The 18,735-nt window shown below is 66.7% G+C and carries 19 protein-coding genes; 14 read left to right on the top strand and 5 right to left on the bottom strand.

Annotated elements, in window-relative coordinates; translation table 11 throughout:
* The first annotated feature begins 188 nt into the window (after positions 1–188).
* The 13 genes from ROZ00_04080 (at position 189) to ROZ00_04140 (ending at position 14,200) form a co-directional block, all read left to right on the top strand.
* Positions 189–2,948, top strand: coding sequence for a molybdopterin-dependent oxidoreductase (locus ROZ00_04080; protein ID MDT3735387.1), 2,760 nt, complete (start codon positions 189–191; stop codon positions 2,946–2,948).
* Positions 2,948–3,595, top strand: coding sequence for a 4Fe-4S dicluster domain-containing protein (locus ROZ00_04085; GenBank protein ID MDT3735388.1), 648 nt, complete (start codon positions 2,948–2,950; stop codon positions 3,593–3,595). The genes ROZ00_04080 and ROZ00_04085 overlap by 1 nt, the downstream gene beginning before the upstream one ends.
* 16 nt (positions 3,596–3,611) lie before the next feature.
* Entirely contained in the window at positions 3,612–4,508 is an 897-nt protein-coding gene (locus tag ROZ00_04090; protein ID MDT3735389.1) for a hypothetical protein, read from the top strand.
* A gap of 64 nt (positions 4,509–4,572) precedes the next feature.
* Positions 4,573–5,145, top strand: a complete 573-nt coding sequence (locus tag ROZ00_04095; protein ID MDT3735390.1) for a 2-oxoacid:acceptor oxidoreductase family protein — start codon at positions 4,573–4,575, stop codon at positions 5,143–5,145.
* Positions 5,142–5,435: a 4Fe-4S binding protein gene (locus tag ROZ00_04100; GenBank protein MDT3735391.1), complete on the top strand. Its 294-nt coding sequence runs from the start codon at positions 5,142–5,144 to the stop codon at positions 5,433–5,435. Before ROZ00_04095 ends, ROZ00_04100 begins: the two co-directional genes overlap by 4 nt.
* Complete coding sequence (locus ROZ00_04105) at positions 5,432–6,655, top strand: hypothetical protein (protein MDT3735392.1); 1,224 nt, start codon at positions 5,432–5,434, stop codon at positions 6,653–6,655. Before ROZ00_04100 ends, ROZ00_04105 begins: the two co-directional genes overlap by 4 nt.
* A 2-nt stretch (positions 6,656–6,657) precedes the next feature.
* Positions 6,658–7,899, top strand: a complete 1,242-nt coding sequence (locus ROZ00_04110; GenBank protein MDT3735393.1) for an NAD(P)/FAD-dependent oxidoreductase — start codon at positions 6,658–6,660, stop codon at positions 7,897–7,899.
* 15 nt (positions 7,900–7,914) lie between these two features.
* Positions 7,915–8,382, top strand: a complete 468-nt coding sequence (locus tag ROZ00_04115) for a hypothetical protein (protein MDT3735394.1) — start codon at positions 7,915–7,917, stop codon at positions 8,380–8,382.
* Between the two features lie 24 nt (positions 8,383–8,406).
* Positions 8,407–9,750 carry a thiamine pyrophosphate-dependent enzyme gene (locus ROZ00_04120; protein MDT3735395.1) on the top strand — a complete coding sequence of 448 codons (1,344 nt, stop codon included), beginning with the start codon at positions 8,407–8,409 and terminating at the stop codon, positions 9,748–9,750.
* 57 nt (positions 9,751–9,807) lie between these two features.
* Entirely contained in the window at positions 9,808–10,050 is a 243-nt protein-coding gene (locus ROZ00_04125; protein MDT3735396.1) for a type II toxin-antitoxin system prevent-host-death family antitoxin, read from the top strand.
* Positions 10,047–10,472, top strand: coding sequence for a type II toxin-antitoxin system VapC family toxin (locus ROZ00_04130; GenBank protein ID MDT3735397.1), 426 nt, complete (start codon positions 10,047–10,049; stop codon positions 10,470–10,472). Before ROZ00_04125 ends, ROZ00_04130 begins: the two co-directional genes overlap by 4 nt.
* Before the next feature lie 72 nt (positions 10,473–10,544).
* Complete coding sequence (locus tag ROZ00_04135) at positions 10,545–12,674, top strand: indolepyruvate ferredoxin oxidoreductase subunit alpha (GenBank protein ID MDT3735398.1); 2,130 nt, start codon at positions 10,545–10,547, stop codon at positions 12,672–12,674.
* The gene (locus ROZ00_04140) at positions 12,671–14,200 is read left to right on the top strand and encodes an indolepyruvate oxidoreductase subunit beta family protein (GenBank protein ID MDT3735399.1); all 1,530 of its coding nucleotides are present in this window, start codon (positions 12,671–12,673) and stop codon (positions 14,198–14,200) included. Before ROZ00_04135 ends, ROZ00_04140 begins: the two co-directional genes overlap by 4 nt.
* 4 nt (positions 14,201–14,204) lie before the next feature.
* Here ROZ00_04140 and ROZ00_04145 read toward each other — a convergent pair whose 3' ends face one another.
* The 3 genes from ROZ00_04145 to ROZ00_04155 all read right to left on the bottom strand — a co-directional run bounded on the left by ROZ00_04145 (position 14,205) and on the right by ROZ00_04155 (position 15,948).
* A complete protein-coding gene (locus ROZ00_04145) occupies positions 14,205–15,050 on the bottom strand; it encodes a hypothetical protein (protein ID MDT3735400.1) in 846 nt (281 codons plus the stop codon).
* A gap of 128 nt (positions 15,051–15,178) precedes the next feature.
* Positions 15,179–15,505 (bottom strand): hypothetical protein, encoded by a 327-nt coding sequence (locus tag ROZ00_04150; protein MDT3735401.1) that lies wholly within the window; start codon positions 15,503–15,505, stop codon positions 15,179–15,181.
* 2 nt (positions 15,506–15,507) lie between these two features.
* Positions 15,508–15,948 carry a VOC family protein gene (locus ROZ00_04155; GenBank protein MDT3735402.1) on the bottom strand — a complete coding sequence of 147 codons (441 nt, stop codon included), beginning with the start codon at positions 15,946–15,948 and terminating at the stop codon, positions 15,508–15,510.
* 123 nt (positions 15,949–16,071) lie between these two features.
* Here ROZ00_04155 and ROZ00_04160 point away from each other — a divergent pair, with 123 nt between their 5' ends.
* Complete coding sequence (locus ROZ00_04160) at positions 16,072–17,598, top strand: IS1182 family transposase (GenBank protein ID MDT3735403.1); 1,527 nt, start codon at positions 16,072–16,074, stop codon at positions 17,596–17,598.
* Positions 17,599–17,837: 239 nt separating this feature from the next.
* Here the strand turns inward: ROZ00_04160 and ROZ00_04165 are convergent, their stop codons facing one another.
* Both ROZ00_04165 and ROZ00_04170 read right to left on the bottom strand, forming a co-directional pair.
* Entirely contained in the window at positions 17,838–18,194 is a 357-nt protein-coding gene (locus ROZ00_04165; GenBank protein MDT3735404.1) for a hypothetical protein, read from the bottom strand.
* Between the two features lie 96 nt (positions 18,195–18,290).
* Entirely contained in the window at positions 18,291–18,686 is a 396-nt protein-coding gene (locus ROZ00_04170) for a hypothetical protein (GenBank protein MDT3735405.1), read from the bottom strand.
* Between the last annotated feature and the right edge of the window lie 49 nt (positions 18,687–18,735).

Raw genomic sequence — 18,735 nt, forward strand, 5'->3', positions numbered from 1 at the left:
CCATTCGGGCGGGGGTTTGATCCACGTCAACCGAAGGACTGGCTCGTCTTCAAAAACGATACAAAAAAAATTAAAAATGATCCATAATATGAATCATCAAAAAGAGCATCCCGCGGCGACCGGCATTGAGGCGGCGGCCGCGCCAAGGAGGAGTCGATGAAAAGCATTCTTCACGCCGTGGCCATGACATGGCGTATCACGATGCCCGGACGGGCCGCCTGACCATGGCCGCCGCCAAGAACGTCAGGAAGGTGCCGCAGTACTGCTACCAGTGCGTGGCGGGCCCCGATCTCCTCACCGTCAAGGTCGAGGACGGTGTCGCCACCGAGGTCGAGCCGAACTTCTCCGCCTGCGACGTGCATCCCGGCGCCGGCAAGTGCTGCGTCAAGGCCTACGGCATCATCCAGAAGACCTACAACCCGAACCGGGTGCTGCAGCCGATGAAGCGCACCAACCCGAAGAAGGGGCGCCACGAGGAACCCGGCTTCGTGCCGATCTCCTGGGACGAAGCCTTCGAACTCGTCGCCGGCAAACTCAACGAGGTCCGCGCCAAGGGGCTTATCGACGAGGTCGGCTACCCGCGCGTGGCGGCCAGCTTCGGCGGCGGCGGCACGCCGACCTACTACATGGGCACCTTCCCGGCCTTTCTCTCGGCCTGGGGCCCGGTGGACTTCAGCTTCGGCAGCGGCCAGGGCGTCAAGTGCTATCACTCCGAGCACCTCTACGGCGAGCTGTGGCACCGCGCCTTCACCGTCTCGGCCGACACGCCGAGCTGCGAATACATGCTGTCCTTCGGCGCCAACTCGGAAGCCTCGGCCGGCGTCGCCGGCACCTGGCGCCACGGCGAGGCGCGCGCCCGCGGCATGAAGCGCGTGCAGCTCGAGCCGCACATTTCCGTCACCGGCGCCGCCTCGGCGGAATGGGTGCCGATCAAGCCGAAGACCGACCCGGCCTTCCTCTACGGCCTCATCCACGTCATGCTGCACGAGCAGCCGCGCACGCGCCTCGACGTCGATTTCCTCAAGCACCACACCGGCTCGCCCTACCTGGTCGGGCCGCACGGTTTCTACCTGCGCGATCCCGCCACGAAGAAGCCGCTGCTGTGGGACGCCAGGCGCAACGCCGCCGTGCCCTTCGACACGCCCGACACCGATCCGGCGCTGGAAGGCAGCTTCACGCTGGATGCGCTGGAAGTCGGCGCCGACGGCGAGGAATGGCAGCACCGGGGCATCGCCGCCGAGACCGGCTTCGGCATGCTGGTCGCCCACATGAAGCCCTATACGCCGGAGTGGGCCGACAAGCTTTGCGACATCCGCCCCGGCACGGTGCGCCGCATCGCCAACGAATACCTCGACCATGCCCGCATCGGCGAGACCATCGAGATCGAGGGCGTCACGCTGCCCTTCCGGCCGGTGGCCATCGCGCTGGGCAAGACCGTCACCAACGGCTGGGGCGGCTACGAATGCTGCTGGGCGCGCACCCTGATCGCCTGCCTCGTCGGCGGCCTGGAAGTGCCGGGCGGCACGCTCGGCACCACGGTGCGCCTGAACCGGCCGGCCACCTCGCGCCAGGCCAGCGTCAAGAAGGGCGAGGACGGCTTCATGCATTTCCCCATGAACCCGACCGCCAAGGACACCTGGCGCAAGGAACCGGCGGTGCGCAACGCGCACAGCACGCTGGTGCCGTTGTCCGCCAACTCGCCCTGGAGCACGGCGCTCGGCCCGACCCACCTCGCCTGGATGTTCCGCAAGCAGTCGCCGGAGAACTGGCCCAAGGTCACCGCGCCCGCCATCTGGTTCTGCTACCGCACCAATCCGTCGATCTCCTTCTGGGACACGCAGGCCATTGTCGAGCGCGTGGCGGAATTCCCCTTCATCGTCGCCTTCGCCTATACGCGCGACGAGACCAACCACATGGCCGACGTGCTGCTGCCCGAGTGCACCGACATCGAGAGCACCCAGCTCCTGCGCGTCGGCGGCACCAAGTTCATGGAGCAGTTCTGGGACCACGAGGGCTACGTGCTGCGCCAGCCCGCCGTCGCGCCGCAGGGGCAGACCCGGGACTTCACCGACATCGCCACCGAACTGGCCGAGCGCACCGGCCTGCTGAGCGAGTACAACGAGGCCATCAACCGCGGCGCCGCCGGCGTGGTGCTCTCCAACCACACCTGGGACTTCAAGCTCGATCCGAAGAAGAAGCACGACGCCGCCACCATCTGGGATCACGCCTGCCGCGCCGCCAGCGCCGAGCTGACCGACGGCAGGGAGACGGACGGCCTCGACTGGTACAAGGAGAAGGGACTGCGCACGCGGCCCATCTCGCGCCTGACCTGGTATCTCTTCCCCGAGCTGAAGAAACAGGGCATCCGCTTCGAGCTGCCCTACCAGGAGCAGCTCCTGCGCATCGGCATCCAGCTCGGCCGCCGCCTGCACGAGAACGGCATCGAATGGTGGGACACGCAGCTCACCGAGTACCAGGCGCTGCCCCCGATCAAGGATTTCCCGGGCGTCTGGGAGAAGGACACCGCCGCGCACGGCAACCTCGCCGATTACCCCTTCTGGCTGATCACCTCGCGCAGCATGCAGTACGCCTGGGGCAGCAACGTCGGCATCCAGCTGATGGACGAGGTCGGCGGCAACCTGCGCGGCCACGGCGGCGTCGTCATCAACACGCAGCGCGCGCAGGAGCTGGGCATCGCCGAGGGCGACATGGTCGAAGTGACCTCCTACCTCAAGTCGACCAAGGGCCCGGCCATCCTGCGCCAGGGCATCCGCCCCGACACGCTGCTGATGATCGGCCAGTTCGACCACTGGGTGACGCCCTACGCCAAGGACATGAAGGCGCCGTCGATGAACGGACTGACGCCGATGAACATCGCCCTCACCGACGCCACCGGCTCCGCCGCCGATCTGGTGCGGGTAGGCGTGAAGAAACTGGAGGCTGCGTAATGGCCCGCTACATCATGACCGTCGACCTGCGCCGCTGCATCGGCTGCCAGACCTGCACGGCCGCCTGCCGACACGCCAACGCCACGCCGCCCGGCGTGCAATGGCGCAAGGTGCTCGACATCGAGAGCGGCGAGTTCCCCGACGTGCGCCGCAGCTTCGTGCCGGTCGGCTGCATGCACTGCGGCGATCCGCCCTGCATGCACGTCTGCCCGTCGACCGCCACCTACCAGCGCGCCGACGGCCTGGTCGGCATCAATTACGAGCTGTGCATCGGCTGCGGCTACTGCGCCGTGGCCTGCCCCTACCAGGCGCGCTACATCGTGCACAAGCGCGAGTTCGCCTACGGCGATCGCCCGACCGAGCAGGAAGAGGCGCGCTTCGACCCGAATCGCATGTCGGTGGCGAACAAGTGCACCTTCTGCAGCGACCGCGTCGACCTGGCCAAGGAGAAGGGCCTCACCCCGGGCGTCGACCCGGAAGTGACGCCGGCCTGCGTGAACTCCTGCATCGCCGGCGTGCTGGCCTTCGGCGACCGCGAGGACCCGAACAGCAACGTCTCGCAGCTGCTCGCCGAGAACCAGTTCTTCCGCATGCACGAGGAGCTGGGCACCGACCCGGGCATGTACTACATCTTCGACACGAAATGACGAGGGCAGAGGCGAAATGAGCGACATCAAGATCCCCCCCGGCCGCGTCACCCCCTGGCACCAGACCAACTGGGACTGGCGCGCCGCCGGCAACTTCATCGGCGGCGGCACGGGCACCGGCCTGCTGTTCTTCTCCACCCTGGCGGCGGGCAGCGCCGACAGCTACCGCATCATGGCCCTCATCGCGCTGGCCTTCATCGGCGGCGGCCTCACCTGCGTCTGGCTGGAGATCGGCAAGCCCTTCCGCGCCATCAACGTCTTCTTCCATCCGCACACTTCGTGGATGACGCGCGAGGGCATGGTCGCGGTGCCGGTGTTTCTCTGCGGCCTCGCCGCAGCCTGGTTCGGCGGCGGCATTTTCGTCGGCATGGCGGCGCTGCTCGGCATCGTCTTCCTCTATTGCCAGGGACGCATCCTGCAGGCCTCGAAGGGCATTCCCGCCTGGCGCGAGCCGAAGATCGTGCCGCTGATCCTGTCCACCGGCTTCGTCGAGGGCGCCGGCCTGGCCGCCGTCCTTTCCGCCGTGCTGCCGGGCGAGGGTCCGCGCTGGCTGGCCGGCGTGCTGCTCGGCGCCCTGATCCTGCGCCGCATCGCCTGGACGATGTATTTCAAGGCGGTCGAACAGAGCGGGCTGCCGAAGAAGGCCATGGACGTGCTGCGGCCCTTCGGCGCGAAATTCGAGATGCTCGGCCAGCTGGCACCGGAGATCCTCATCGTCGCCGGCATCTTCTACGGCGCCGTGCTGCCCGGACTGACTTTGGTCGCCGGCCTGGTCGCCGCGGCATCGGGCTGGTGGCTGAAGTACACCATCGTCGCGCGCGCGGCCTACAATCAGGGCTACGCATTGCCGGTCCTGCCCGTGCGCGGGCAGGGCGAAGTCAAGCCCGGCATCAAGCCGGGCTGGACCAAGTAAAACAGAGCCGGTTCGACCGGCCCCGATATTCCCCCGACAGAGATTCTCCAGGAGGAGAACGGGGATGTACGAGATCAGAATCCATGGCCGCGGCGGCCAGGGCGCCGTGCTCGCCGGCGGCATCCTTGCCGCTGCGCTGGTCAACGAGGGCAAGTTCGTCGTCGCCGTGCCGTCCTTCGGCTTCGAGCGGCGCGGCGCGCCGGTGGCGAGCTTCCTGCGCATGGACACGCGCGAGATCCGGCAGATGACCAACATCTACCGGCCCGACTGCGTGCTGTGCATCGATCCCACGGTCGGCCGCGCGGTCAACGTCTTCGACGGCATCAAGGACGACGGCACCTGGATCCAGACCACCGCCAGGCCGATCGGCGAACTGCAGGTGCCGGACAAGGTCGCCACCGTCGGCCTGTGCGACGCCGTCGCCATCGCCCTCGAGATCTTCAAGCGCCCGATCACCAACACCCTGATGCTCGGCGCCTTCGCCAGGACCACCGGCCTCGTCTCGCTCGACTCGCTGCGCGCGGCGGTGGAGGACTCCGACTTCCGCGACGCCGGCCTCAAGCAGAACCTGCTGGCGCTCGAGCGCGGCTACAACGAGACCATCGTGCACAAGATCGAGAGGAAGGTGGCGGCATGACGACCAAACAGTCCTATCCGATGTTCGATTCGTCGCAGGTTCCCGGCGACCTGTGCCCGATCGCCACCAAGATGAACCCCATGCTGCCGGGCGACTGGCGCAGCATGAAGCCGGTGGTCGACCGCGCCAAGTGCGTCAAGTGCGCCGTCTGCTGGCTCTACTGCCCGGTGCAGTGCGTGGTCGAGAAGGCCGCCTGGTTCGACATCAACCTCGCCACCTGCAAGGGCTGCGGCATCTGCGCCAAGGAGTGCCCGCAGCGCGCGATCGCCATGGTCGAGGAGGGCGCATGAGTGCCGTGCTCAAACCCAGATCCAAGGCCATCGTCTGCGACGGCAACGAGGCCGCCGCCTGGGCCGTGACCCTGGCGCGCGTCGACATGGTCGCCGTGTATCCCATCACGCCGCAGTCCTCGCTGGTCGAATACCTCGCCAAGTTCGTCGCCGACGGCAAGCTCAACGCCGAGATCGTCGACGTCGAGGGCGAGCACTCGGTGCTCTCCGTGCTGCATGGCGGCGTGCTTGCCGGCGCGCGCGCCTACACCGGCACCTGCGGACCCGGCCTGGCCTTCATGTTCGAGCCGTATCTGCGCACGCCGGGCCTGCGCATGCCGATGGTGATGTCCATCGTCACCCGCGACACCCTCACGCCGCAGAGCGTCTGGGGCGGCCACCAGGACGCCATGAGCGTGCGCGAGGTCGGCTGGATCCAGATGTACTGCGAGACCGTGCAGGAGGTCCTCGACACCACCATCCTGGCCTACAAGGTCGCCGAGCACCGCGACGTCATGCTGCCGGTGAACGTCTGCCACGACGGCAACTACCTCTCCTACGGCGCCGCGCGCGTCGAGCTGCCGACGCAGGAAGAGGTCGATGCCTTCCTGCCGCCGCCGTCCACCAACTGGCATGCCGCCCTCGACCCGTCGCGGCCGATGGCCATCGACCCGCTCACCGGCGGCGCCGGCGGCCCCGGCCCGTCGCTGTTCGTGCGCTACCGCAAGGGCCAGTGCGCCGGCATGCAGAATGCGCTCGCCGTCATCGAACAGGCGCACGAGGACTGGGCGCGCATCGTCGGCCGCCGCCACGCGCCGCTCGTCGAGTCCTACCGCATGGACGATGCCGACGTCGCCCTCGTCACCCTCGGCTCCATGACCGGCGCCGCCAAGGACGCCGTGGACGAAGCGCGCGACCGCGGCCATCGCGTCGGCCTCGTCAAGGTCAAGACCTACCGCCCCTTCCCGGTGCAGGCCATCGCCAAGGCACTCTCCGGCGTCAAGGCGGTCGGCGTGGTCGACCGCTCGGTCAGCTTCGGCTGGAACTGCGGCCCGCTCTACCAGGACGTCATCGGCGCCCTGCAGTTCGCGCCGCAGCGTCCCGCCGCCATGAGCTTCATCGGCGGGCTGGCCGGCGCCGACATCACCACCGACCACTTCGGCCGCGCCATCGAGCGCGTGCAGGCGCTGGCGAAGGACGGCCAGCCCGGCGAGACGGTCTGGCTGAACGAGAAGGACTGACCATGCAAGAGACCCAATATCTGATCGTCGGCGCCAGCCACGCCGCGCTCTCGGCGCTGCAGGCGATCCGCATGCAGGACGCCGAGGGCAGCATCACGATGGTGACGCGCGACGACGCCCTGCCGTACTCGCCGACCGTGCTGCCCTACGTGGTGTCCGGACGCTCCGCGCCCGAACGCGTCGCGCTCAAGGACGGCGCCTGGTTCGAGCAGAACAAGGTCGGCTTCATCCGCAACGCCGCCGTGACGTCGGTGGACGCCGCCGCCAGGCGCGCGAAGCTCTCCAGCGGCGAGGAGATCGCCTACGGCAAGCTGCTGCTCGCCACCGGCGCGGCGCCGATCCTGCCGCCGATCCCCGGTCTGAAGGACGTCAGGTTCCACGTCCTGCGCACGCTCGACGATGCCGTCGGCCTGCACCGGGCCCTGCCGCAGACCAAGCAGGCCGTCGTCCTCGGCGCCGGACTCGTCGGCATGCACGCCGCCGAGAACCTCGCCAAGGCCGGCGCCCAGGTCACCGTCGTCGAAATGCAGCCGCGCGTGCTGGCCGGTTACTTCGACGCCGAGGCCTCCGCGATCATCGAGGCCGCCTTCGCCGCCAAGGGCGTGAAGTTGATGCTCGGCGCAAAAGTCAGTCGCTGCGACACGGCGGAGCAGGGCGCCCGCGTCGCCACCGACGGCGGCGCGACGCTCGACGCCGACCTGCTGCTGGTCGCCGCCGGCGTGGCGCCGGTCACCGACTACCTCGCCGGCTCCGGCGTGGCGGTGGACCGCGGCGTGCTGGTCGACGACGCCATGCGCGCCAGCGTGGACGGCGTCTGGGCCGCCGGCGACGTCGCCCAGGCCAAGGGTTTCTACAGCGGCGAGAAGACCCTCAACGGCATCCTGCCGAGCGCCGTCGAGCAGGGCCGCATCGCCGGCATGGCGATGGCCGGCGACCCGGCCATCAAGCCCTGGCCCGGCGGCGTGCCGCTCAACACCTACACCTTCTTCGGCCAGCAGGCGGTCTCCGTCGGCAGCCAGGAGGTTGGCGAGGTGGTGCGCAAGGAAGCCGACGCGAAGCATTACCTGAAGATCGTCATGCAGGACAACCGATTGACCGGCATCTTCGGCATCAACGTGCCCTTCGATCCGGGCGTGATGTGGGAGATCATCCTGCGCCGCATCGATCTCTCGTCCGTGCGCGAGGCCTTCATCGCCGACCCGCAGAAAACCGCGCGCGGCATCATGTCGAGGACCTGGCGTTGAAGGCGAGTCGATTTCATGGACTGGACAATGATCATGCTGGGAATTCTGATGGGACTGAATGCCTTGTGGTTTGCTGCGGCATTTCGCTATTTCAGCACCCAGCCCGACTCGGCGGCGAAGGTTCTGGTGCCGCGTCATGCGCGCGACACTCCGCTCTTCAGGACTATTTCAGCCTCGATCCGGTTTCTGGGCGGCATGAACCTGGCCCTTGCCGGTTTGGCCTTGCTGATCCTTTTCAATTCCAGCCTCTTCCCCGATCCACGCCAGAATGCCCTGTTCGCTTTCGTATTCGCACTCGCCCACGGCAGCCAGTTCTATTTCAACGTGCCCGTGGCCAGGGGCGGCGGCCGGCAGGGCGATGCCCTGTGGCCCGTGCTGAGCGGACCCATGCTGTTCATATTCGTGGTCGACGGCGCTCTGATGGCACTCAACACCGTCGCCTGCCTGTATTTCACAGCACAGTTCGCATGGCCGGGGCAGTGAAAAAAGGAATCAAGGAGCAATAACATGGGCGCCTACAACACCATCGCCTTCAAGCCCGAGCACTGCGACGGCTGCAACGCCTGCATGACGGCCTGCGCCATGGCGAAGACCGGCAGCGCGGACATCATAAACTCGCGCATCCAGATCGTCGCGGATGGCGACAATTTCGAGCTGGCCATGTGCCGCCAGTGCGGCGACCCGAAGTGCGTCGCCAACTGCCCGGCGGCGGCGCTCGCCAAGGACGGCGCGGACGGCGTGATCGACTGGGACGGCTCGAAGTGCGTGAACTGCCTGCTGTGCACCGTCGGCTGCGCCTTCGGCGGCATCGTCTACAACGCCGCCGCCGGCCACGTCGTCAAGTGCGACACCTGCGACGGCGATCCCGCCTGCGTGAAAGCCTGCGACCGCGGCGCGCTGACCTACCTCACCACCGCCAACATCTACAACGAAGTCGGCGACCTGGAAGACCTCTTCGTGCCGGGCCTCGCCGGCTGCCAGGGCTGCAACACCGAACTCATCATGCGCCACACCCTGCGCCGCATCGGTCCCGACACCGTGCTCGCCACGCCGCCGGGCTGCATCCCCGGCATGGGCTCGGTCGGCTACAACGGCCTCACCGGCACCAAGGTGCCCGTCTTCCATCCGCTGCTCACCAACACCGCCTCCATGCTCACCGGCGTCAAGCGCCACTACAAGCGCCAGGGCCGCGAGGTGAACGCCGTGGCGCTGGCCGGCGACGGCGGGGCGTCGGACGTCGGCTTCCAGTCGCTCTCCGGCGCCGCCGAGCGCGGCGAGCAGATCCTCTTCATCTGCGTGGACAACGAGGGCTACATGAACACCGGCATGCAGCGCTCCAGCTGCACGCCATTCGGCGCGTGGACGTCCACCACGCCGGTCGGCGAGCGCGGCAAGGGCAAGACGCAGGACGCGAAGAACATGCCCCTGCTGATGGTCATGCACAACTGCGAGTACGTCGCCACGGCCTCCACCGCCTTCATGGAGGATCTCTACGCCAAGCTCGACCGCGCCATCGAGGCATCGAAGCGCGGCTTCGCCTACCTGCACATCTACTCGCCGTGCACCACCGGCTGGCGCTTCCCCTCGGCGGAGAACATCGAGGTGGCGAGGAAGGCCGTCGAGACCAACTTCGTCATGCTGTGGGAGTTCAACCCGCGCGACGGCCTGCGCCTGTCGCGTGCGGTGGACGACCCGCGCCCGATCGACGAGTACCTCGAGGCGCTCGGCAAGTACCGCCACCTCGAGCCGGAGCAGGTCGGCCACATCGAGGCGACGGTGGAGAAGAACGTCGGCTTCATCAAGGGCCTCGCCGAGGGCCGCCATCCCGCGATGGCGGGTCGGGCAGCGTGATATTTGATTTCTAAAAGACCGGTCTATATACTGGTCGGCAACGGAAAGGAGCCGGCCATGAAGATCGAAGTGGGGGCCTACGAGGCCAAGACGAAACTTCCGGAACTGCTGCGCGGCGTGCAGTCCGGCAAGCGGTATACGATCACGCATCGCGGGGAAGCGATTGCGGATCTGGTTCCCGCGAAGGGAGCCGGGCGGCACGACGCCGCCCAGGCGGTTGAGGAAATGAAGCGTTTCATGGCCGAGAAGCCGGTCAAGGGCGTCGATATCAAGGCCCTGATCGAAGAAGGCCGCTCATGAACTTCGTGCTCGACAACTCGGTGGCCATGCGCTGGTATTTCGGCGACGGCAAGCCGCAGGAACTGGGCTATGCCTCGCGCGTGCTGGAGGCCATGAAGAGTGCCGAGGCGGTCGTGCCCGGCATCTGGAGCCTGGAAGTCGCCAACGTCCTGGCGCGGGCCGAGGCAAGGGAACTGGGCACGGAAGCGCGCAGCGAGGCCTTCGTCGGCATGCTGCAGCGGATGGATATCGCCATCGACGGCGCCACCTCGGCGCAGGCGCTGGGCAGCACGCTGCAGCTGGCGCGCCGCTTCAAGCTGTCGGCGTACGATGCGTCGTACCTCGAGCTGGCCCTGCGCGAAAGTCTGCCGCTGGCAACGCTGGATGAAGACTTGCTGAAGGCCGCCAAGCGCGCCGGCGTGAAGCGGTTCGATGTGAAATAGGCGGCGAGCAATCGCCTGAGTTGAACAAATAACTTGAGCGGTCCCGGTACGCCGGGCCGCCGACAGAGAGACATGGAACGATCCTTCAAGGCGGAAGTCGCCAAGCTGCGGCTGGGCGCCGGCAATACCTTCACGGGCGAGGGCATCCTCGCCGTCACCAAGGCGCTGCTGCAGAGCGGCGTCTCCTACGTCGGCGGCTACCAGGGCGCGCCGGTGTCGCACCTCATGGACGTGCTGGCCGATGCGCGCGAGCTGCTCGACGAGCTCGGCGTGCACTTCGAGGCCTGCGCCAATGAAGCCGGCGCCGCCGCCATGCTCGGCGCCTCGATCAACTACCCGCTGCGCGGCGCCGCCACCTGGAAATCGGTGGTCGGCACCAACGTCGCTTCCGACGCGCTCTCCAACCTCTCTTCGGCCGGCGTCGTCGGCGGCGCCATGATCGTCATCGGCGAGGACTACGGCGAGGGCGCCTCGATCATCCAGGAGCGCAGCCATTCCTTCGCGCAGAAATCGCAGATCTGGCTGCTCGACCCGCGGCCGAACCTGCCTTCCATCGTGCGCATGGTGGAGAAGGGCTTCGAGCTGTCGGAAGCCAGCAATACCCCGGTGATGCTGGAGCTGCGCATCCGCGCCTGCCACGTGCACGGCAGCTTCGAGACGAAGGACAACGTCGCGCCGAAATATTCCCGCCGCAACCCGATCGTGAAGCCGGTCTTCAGCCTCGACCGCATCCCGCTGCCGCCCGCCAACTACACGCAGGAAAAGCACAAGATCGAGGTGCGCCTGCCCGAGGCGCTGAAGTTCATCCAGCGCGAGCAGCTCAACGAATTCTTCCCCGGCGACCTCTCCCAGGTCGGCATCGTCCTGCAGGGCGGCATGTACAACACGACGATCCGTTCCCTGCAGCAGCTCGGCCTGGCCGATGCGCATGGAACCTCCCGCATCCCGCTCTGCGTGCTCAACGTCACCTATCCGCTGGTGCACGAGGAGATCACCCGCTTCTGCTCGGGCAAGCGCGCCGTCCTGGTGGTGGAGGAAGGCCAGCCCGCCCACATCGAGGAGGCCATCAACTCGATCCTGCGCCGCGCAGACATCAACGACCCGCACGTCGTCGGCAAGGACGTCCTGCCGGTGGCCGGCGAGTACACCGGCGAAGTGGTGCTGAAGGGCGTCGGCGAGTTCCTCAAGCTGATCATGCCGGACGGCGTCGACCTGAAGGCCGTCGATGCCGTGCTCGACGGCGTGGCCCAGGCCAAGGCCCGCGCCGCCGAGCTGCTCGGCGTGCCGGTGCCGACGCGCCCGCCCGGCTTCTGCATCGGCTGCCCGGAGCGGCCGGTGTTCACCGCGCTCAAGCTCATCGAGAAGGAGCTCGGCGGCATCCACATCAGCTCGGACATCGGCTGCCACACCTTCTCCACGCTGCAGCCCTTCAACCTCGGCAACACCGTGCTCGGCTACGGCCTCTCGCTGGCGGCGGCCTCGGCCATGGGGCCGAACTTCGGCAAGCGCATCATCACCGTCATGGGCGACGGCGGCTTCTGGCACCAGGGCCTCGTCACCGGCATCACCAACGCCATCTTCCGCAACGACGACGGCGTGCTGGTGATCATGGAGAACGGCTACACCTCGGCCACCGGCACGCAGAACATCCCGTCCTCGCCGGACCTCTCCGCGAAGGAGGGCAGCCCGATTTCCATCGAGGCCACGCTGCGCGGCCTCGGCGTGAAGTGGCTGGAGCGCGTGCCCAACTACCAGGTCAGCGACGTCGCCGACGCCCTGCGACGCGCCATGACCACGGAAGAGCAGGGCCTCAAGATCATCATCGCCGACGGCGAGTGCATGCTCGAGCGCACCCGCCGCGAGCGGCCCGTCACGGCGCAGAAGCTGGCTTCAGGCGAGCGCGTCGTGCGCACGCGCTTCGGCATCGACGACGACGTGTGCACCGGCGACCGCGCCTGCATTCGCCTCTCCGGCTGCCCCTCGCTCACCATCAAGGACTCGCCCGACCCGCTGCGCACGGAACCCGTCACCACCATCAACAGCGGCTGCGTCGGCTGCGGCCTGTGCGGCGAGGCGGCCCACGCCGCCGCGCTCTGCCCGAGCTTCCACCGCATCGAGGTGATCCAGAACCCGAGCGGCTGGGACCGCTTCGTGCACGGCATAAGACAGGGCGTCATCGGCCTCTTCGGAGGTGCGAAATGACCCGCCCCATCACCATCCTGGTCGCCGCCCTCGGCGGCGAAGGCGGCGGCGTGCTGGCCGACTGGCTCATCGAGGCCGCCCTGCACGAAGGCTTCCCGGCGCAGAAGACCTCCATCCCCGGCGTCTCGCAGCGCACCGGCGCCACCACCTATTACGTCGAGATCTTCCCGGAAAAAGGCGCCCGCCCGCCGGTGATGGCCCTGGTGCCCAGCCCCGGCGGCATCGACCTGATGGCCGCCTCCGAGCTGGTCGAGGCCGGCCGCGCCATGCAGAACGCCTTCATCACGCCCGAGCGCACCACGCTGGTGGCCTCCACCCATCGCATCTACGCCACCTCGGAAAAGATGCTGCCGACCGACGGCCGCTACGACGCGCAGAAGATCCTCGAAGCCGCGCCGAAGGTGGCGCAGAAGGCCGTGCTGTTCGACATGTCGCGCCTGGCGCAGGAGGCCGGCACGGTGATCAATGCCGTGCTGTTCGGCGCCATGGCCGGCAGCGGCGCGCTGCCGCTCTCGCGCGAAGCCTGCGAGCACGCCATCCGCGGCGCCGGCAAGGGCGCCGAGGCCAGCCTGCGCGGTTTCGCGGCCGGGTATGCGCAAGCAGCATCCACAACCCCCTTTGCAAAAGGGGGTGGCGAGCAAAGCGAGCCGGGGGATTTGACGGCGGCGAAATCCCTCCCGGCCCCCCTTTTCCAAAGGGGGGAGAGCGACCGCGTCCGCCGCGAATTCCCCATCCCGCTGCACACCCTGCTCGACGACGCCGTCGCGCGCCTCGCCGACTACCAGGACCCGGCCTACGCCGCCCTCTACCTCGACCGCGTGCGCGGCGTGCTGGCCGTCGACCGCGAGGCGGGCGGCGAGCCCGCCGGCTGGCCGCTCACGCGCGAAGCGGCGCGCCTGCTCGCCCTGTGGATGAGCTACGAGGACGTCATCCGCGTCGCCGACCTGAAGACCCGCGCCAGCCGCTTCGCCCGCGTGCGCAAGGAAGCCGCGGCAAAGGACGGCCAGATCGTCCTCGTCACCGACTACCTCAAGCCGAGCGCCAACGAGATCGCCGACATCCTGCCGCCGGCCTGGGCCGAGCGCCTCAGAAAAAATGCCGGCGCCGGCCGCGCCGTCAAGCTGCCCACCAGCGCCGTCTCCGGCTTCCTCGCCATGCGCCTGATGGCGGCGCTCAAGCCGCTGCGGCGGAAGAGTTCGAGGTTCATCGAGGAGCAGGCCCTCATCGAGCGCTGGCTCGGCGCGCTCAAGCGCCTCGGCTTCGCCGCGCTGGACAACGAACTGGCCCTGGAGATCGTGCAGTGCGCCCGTCTCGTGCGCGGTTACGGCGAGACCTGGCGCAAGAGCCGCGCCGCCTTCGTCAAGATCCTCGACGACCTGGTCGAGAACGAGCAGGCCGTCGCCAAGGGCGCCGACGCCCTCAAGGCCGCCATCCGCAAGGCGCGCGAGGCCGCCCTGGCCTACGAGGAAGCCAAGCCGGCACCCGCCGTGAAGGCCAAACCGGTGATCTGGATGAAGCAGGGGTAAAAAGTCAGCTCACGCCGAGCGCCGCCAGCTGCGGCTTGAACTTCGCCGCCAGCCTGGCGTAGCCGCCGCGGTTCGGGTGGATCTCGTTCACCCAGTCGGCATCGTCCCCCGTCGCGGCGGGCGATGAAGGCGTCAGCGTATCGCCGGTCTCCACCACATGAATGCCCGCCGCCGGATCGTCGAAGGCGCGGATGCAGTCCAGCATGTCGGAAGCGATCTCCCGGATGATGTCGAAGTGCAGCGCCGCCGGCGCCGCGACGGCCTGCAGGGCCGGCAGCAGCCACGGCCCCACCTTCGGCTTGCCGAACACCTTGGCCGGCGCCGGCCGCGGCATCGGGTAGTCGTAGGTGTGCAGCAGCACCGGCGTCGCCTTGTTAAGCGAAGTCGGCAGCAGGCGCCAGGAGAGGATCTGCGCGTAGTTGCGCGTGACGTAATCCTTCAGCGCATCCAGTTCCGCCGTGTCGATGTAGCTCGCCGGGTCGTCCGGGTCGGCGCCGCCGGACGGCTTGAGGATATGGCCGTCCGCAAGCGCGTCGAAGAGGTCGTTGCCGCCGCCGGAGAGCAGCACCGCCGAGAAGCGCCGCGCCGAGAGCTCCTGCATGAAGCCGGCGCTCATCGCCATCGCCGCCATCTCGCCGCTGGTGTGGCCGGAATAGGCGTAGCACAGCGTCGCCGTGCGCCGGTCGAAGGCCAGCTCGGTGAGGATGCTCGGCGAGACGTCAACGCCCATCCAGGCCCAGGCGAACCACGAATCCCCCTCCGCCAGCAAGAGCTGCGGATAATCGTTGAAATGCGGCGGCATCAGCGCCGGATGCAGTTCGGGCCAGAAGATTTCGTTGGCGTGGGGCATGGCGTTCTCCTTGACTGCATCCGCCGTGTTGCGGGGACTGACTTTCGCCGGCAGGAAACAGCTTACCCCTGACGCCGGGTGATAGGGCAAGCCGATTCGATCGGCGCCCAGTCGGGCGGACTGGCCTGTCAGGCACCGGACCGGCGCCGCCTTGCCGTCATGACGGCCAGTGCGACCACGAACACGACCAGCACCGGGATGGAGACGATCGCCCCCGTGACCGGCGCGGCGATGATGGCCAGCGCGCCGTCCCCATGCAGAAGATGGCTGAAGCTCCACACATAGGCAAAGCTGGCGGCCATGCCCAGCGCCAGCGCGGCGCAGAAGCCGACGCACGACATGGGCCACGACATCGCCCCGCGGCGCACGGAGCGCAGCAGAAACACCGAGGCGATGCCGGTCACGACGGGAACCAGCACCATGCCGGAGAAAACCATCTGTTCGTCAGGGGCCATGATCAATCCGCGTACCAATTGTCATGGCGGTCTCGGCGCTCCTGGCGATAGTTCGTGACTTCCAGGCGTACGCCGTCGGGGTCAGTGAAGAAGGTTGCCCAATAGTCGGGGGCATACTCGGGGTAGAGCTTTGCCTCGGAGGCACCCACGCCTGCCGCGCGTAGCTGATCGGCAACCGCTACCACATCGGCCACCGATGCGACACGAAGGCAAAAATGATGAAGCCCAGGAGCGTAAGAATCGTGCCCGCTGGAGCTGCGCGACGGACGAAGAACATAGCCGAAGTGGCGATTGAAGTATTGGATGTGCGGATCGTCGCACAAAGTGAATTTGTTCTTTCGAAAGCCGAGTGCTTCAAGGAAGACGCGATCGTAGAAAGACTCTGAGCGCTGAAGATCGGACACGTTGATGTAGATATGGTCAATTCCAATAGCTTCAGTCATGGCTCAAAGGCGTGAATGAAAGAGGTAACGAGGGTGTAGAAAAACTCTTTTCATGCCGGCATCCTGCCGTGAACCAAATGGAATATCAAGGCTCGAAGGGGTATTCGGTTTTGGGAGACCGGCGTGGCCCGCTACAAGCACATTGATACCAATCCGCGGTTTCTTGCCGTCGATCTGGAGCGCCAGCTCCTGCCCGGCACCTTCGAGCACGCCCTGCACCATCTGATCGATCATGAGATCGACCTGACCGGCTTCGATGCCCGCTACCGCAACGATCTGACCGGCGCCACCGCCTATCCGCCCGGGATGCTGCTCAAGGTGGTGCTCTTCGCCTACAGCCAGGGCATCGTCAGCAGCCGGGCCATCGAACGGGCCTGCCGCGAGCACGTCACCTTCATCGCCCTGTCGGGGGATAGCGCGCCGCACTTCACCACCATCGCCGCCTTCGTCTCCGAACTGGGGGACGCCATCGTCCCCCTCTTTGCCCAGATCCTGTACCTGTGCGACCGCCAGGGCCTGATCGGCCGCCAGATGTTCGCCATCGACGGCGTCAAGCTGCCGTCCAACGCCGCCAAGCAAAGAAGCGGCACGCGGGCCGAGTTTGAACGGCAGGCGGTGAAGTTGGAGGCTGCCGCCTGCGCCATGCTCGCGCGCCACCGTGCCGAAGACGCCCGCGGGATCGAGCCTGACCTGGCCGAGAAGTCGGCGCGTCGCGTCGCGCGACTCGAACGCGAAGCGGCACAGATGAGGGCCTGGCTCAAGGAGAACCCCGAGGATCGGCGCGGCACCAGGGGCAGTGTCAGGAAGAGCAACCGCACCGACAACGAGAGCGCCAAGATGGCCACCGACAAGGGCGTGGTGCAGGGCTATTGCGGAGTGGCGGCGGTCGATGCCAAACACCAGATCATCGTCGAGGCGCAAGCCTGGGGCACGGGCAGCGAGCAGGCGCTGCTCCTGCCGGTGGTCGCGGCGCTCGAGCCGCACATGAGCGACGAGACCCTGATCACGGCTGACGCCGGCTACCACTCGGAAGCCAACTTGAAGGCCCTGGCCAGCCGCAACATCCCTGCGCTGATTGCCGACAACGGCCTGCGCGCTCGCGACGAACGCTTCAAGGGGAGAGCCAAATACAAAGCGCTGCCCGATCCGCTCCACGACAAGATGCGGCCGGCGGACAAGGCGCAGCACTACCGGCCCGAAGACTTCGCCTACGATCCAGCCGCCGGCACCTGCACCTGCCCGGCGGGCAAGGCGCTCTACCGCAACGGCGCGAACTGCATCCACAACGGCTACGTTGCCGTGAAGTTCCAGGGCGCGCTGCGCGACTGCCTGCCGTGCAGCCAGCGGGAACGCTGCCTGCGCACGCCGCAGAAGACGAAGACCCGGCAGGTGTGCTTCTTCCGCGGCAAGGCGAAAGACACGCCGGAGAGCTACACCGACATCATGAAACGGGCCATCGACAGTCCGCAGGGGCGTGCCCTCTACGGGCGGCGCTTCGCCACAGTGGAACCGGTCTTCGCCAACATTCGCCACAACAAGGGCCTCAACCGCTTCACGCTGCGCGGCAGGAAGAAGGTCGATGCGCAGTGGAAGCTCTACTGCCTGGTGCACAACATCGAGAAGCTGGCGCACCACGGGTTCGGAAGGTAGGAAACGGAGGGGAAAACCTCCGCCTGGGGAAAAGTCAGTCGCTGCGGGACGGCGAGAAATCAAATCATGAATGAAAAACGGCGCGGTAATGATCCGCGCCGATTTTTATGTGCTCTGTTCAGAGGGGAAAGAGGGTTTTTCTACAGCTTCAACGTCGAAGGTGAGGGGCCGCCGGAGCGGCGAAGCCGCGGAGGGAACCAACAAGCGCAGCTTGTTGGCGGTCCCTCTCGACCGGCGGGTTAGCCTGCTCTTGCAGTAGCTGATACGTACGTTGCATAGCTGGCAAAGACGATAGCAATAGTGATACCTGGCCAGTAGCCACTTGCGTCCGCTACTCCACCGAGGAGTAGCCAGGCCAACGCATACAAAAAGATAACCGCTGATGCAATTCCAATGAGGATGCGGCCGACAAGACGATCGTGCCGGAACGTAGCGCCGGCCGAAACCAGCAGCGCCCCAAAGCCCAACACAATAAGCCAGGACTCGACAACCGAGCGGGAGTGCTCTTCAGCAATCAGACCCCAAACACCCCAGGCCATGAACGCAAACCCAAACATAATGCTCAGTACGCGAATGTTTCGAATGTGGGCGCTCATGTGGGGCTGGCTAACGTAGAGCTAACCGGCTCGCCAAAGCGCAGCTTTGGCGAGTCCAGCGACCGAAGGGAGCGAGGTTGAGCGCCATGTTAGCCATTAGTTCTCCCCCGAAAACAATGCGCGAACTCGTGAAAGCAAGGAGGGCCCCTTTGGTCTAGGTGCGAAATGTTTGAGCAACACAGGATCATTAGGCTCGCGATCTGCTTCCAGATCGCGCACGATGGCGCGGGCCAATTTGGGCCAGTCGTTTTCGTGAATTGGCTCGTAAAAGAACCAGTCGTGTTCGGCTGAGTCGAGCCAGCCAGACCAGAAGTCAAGTGCAAGGAGCAACTTTGCGAATTCGGGGCCACCATTGCGCGGAAGCCTTTGGTCAACTTCGTCATAGTTTTCGCCGAGTTCGCTGTAGCGGCCTGACTCATGCAGCGTGGCCTCGCGGTTGAGGATGCTGAGAAGAACCGACTTCGCTTCCGCATAGGCATAGAGCGAGTTCATGATGGCTAACGTAAAGTAGACGACATAAAGACAAATAAAATATTATTGG

This window comes from Denitratisoma sp., assembly GCA_032027165.1.
Taxonomy (GTDB): Bacteria; Pseudomonadota; Gammaproteobacteria; order Burkholderiales; family Rhodocyclaceae; genus Desulfobacillus.

Coding starts and splice junctions, on each gene's coding strand:
- ROZ00_04080 (MDT3735387.1), top strand. CDS start 189: ATGGCGTATCACGATGCCCGGACGGGCCGCCTGACCATGGCCGCCGCC.
- ROZ00_04085 (MDT3735388.1), top strand. CDS start 2,948: ATGGCCCGCTACATCATGACCGTCGACCTGCGCCGCTGCATCGGCTGC.
- ROZ00_04090 (MDT3735389.1), top strand. CDS start 3,612: ATGAGCGACATCAAGATCCCCCCCGGCCGCGTCACCCCCTGGCACCAG.
- ROZ00_04095 (MDT3735390.1), top strand. CDS start 4,573: ATGTACGAGATCAGAATCCATGGCCGCGGCGGCCAGGGCGCCGTGCTC.
- ROZ00_04100 (MDT3735391.1), top strand. CDS start 5,142: ATGACGACCAAACAGTCCTATCCGATGTTCGATTCGTCGCAGGTTCCC.
- ROZ00_04105 (MDT3735392.1), top strand. CDS start 5,432: ATGAGTGCCGTGCTCAAACCCAGATCCAAGGCCATCGTCTGCGACGGC.
- ROZ00_04110 (MDT3735393.1), top strand. CDS start 6,658: ATGCAAGAGACCCAATATCTGATCGTCGGCGCCAGCCACGCCGCGCTC.
- ROZ00_04115 (MDT3735394.1), top strand. CDS start 7,915: ATGGACTGGACAATGATCATGCTGGGAATTCTGATGGGACTGAATGCC.
- ROZ00_04120 (MDT3735395.1), top strand. CDS start 8,407: ATGGGCGCCTACAACACCATCGCCTTCAAGCCCGAGCACTGCGACGGC.
- ROZ00_04125 (MDT3735396.1), top strand. CDS start 9,808: ATGAAGATCGAAGTGGGGGCCTACGAGGCCAAGACGAAACTTCCGGAA.
- ROZ00_04130 (MDT3735397.1), top strand. CDS start 10,047: ATGAACTTCGTGCTCGACAACTCGGTGGCCATGCGCTGGTATTTCGGC.
- ROZ00_04135 (MDT3735398.1), top strand. CDS start 10,545: ATGGAACGATCCTTCAAGGCGGAAGTCGCCAAGCTGCGGCTGGGCGCC.
- ROZ00_04140 (MDT3735399.1), top strand. CDS start 12,671: ATGACCCGCCCCATCACCATCCTGGTCGCCGCCCTCGGCGGCGAAGGC.
- ROZ00_04145 (MDT3735400.1), bottom strand. CDS start 15,050: ATGCCCCACGCCAACGAAATCTTCTGGCCCGAACTGCATCCGGCGCTG.
- ROZ00_04150 (MDT3735401.1), bottom strand. CDS start 15,505: ATGGCCCCTGACGAACAGATGGTTTTCTCCGGCATGGTGCTGGTTCCC.
- ROZ00_04155 (MDT3735402.1), bottom strand. CDS start 15,948: ATGACTGAAGCTATTGGAATTGACCATATCTACATCAACGTGTCCGAT.
- ROZ00_04165 (MDT3735404.1), bottom strand. CDS start 18,194: ATGAGCGCCCACATTCGAAACATTCGCGTACTGAGCATTATGTTTGGG.
- ROZ00_04170 (MDT3735405.1), bottom strand. CDS start 18,686: ATGAACTCGCTCTATGCCTATGCGGAAGCGAAGTCGGTTCTTCTCAGC.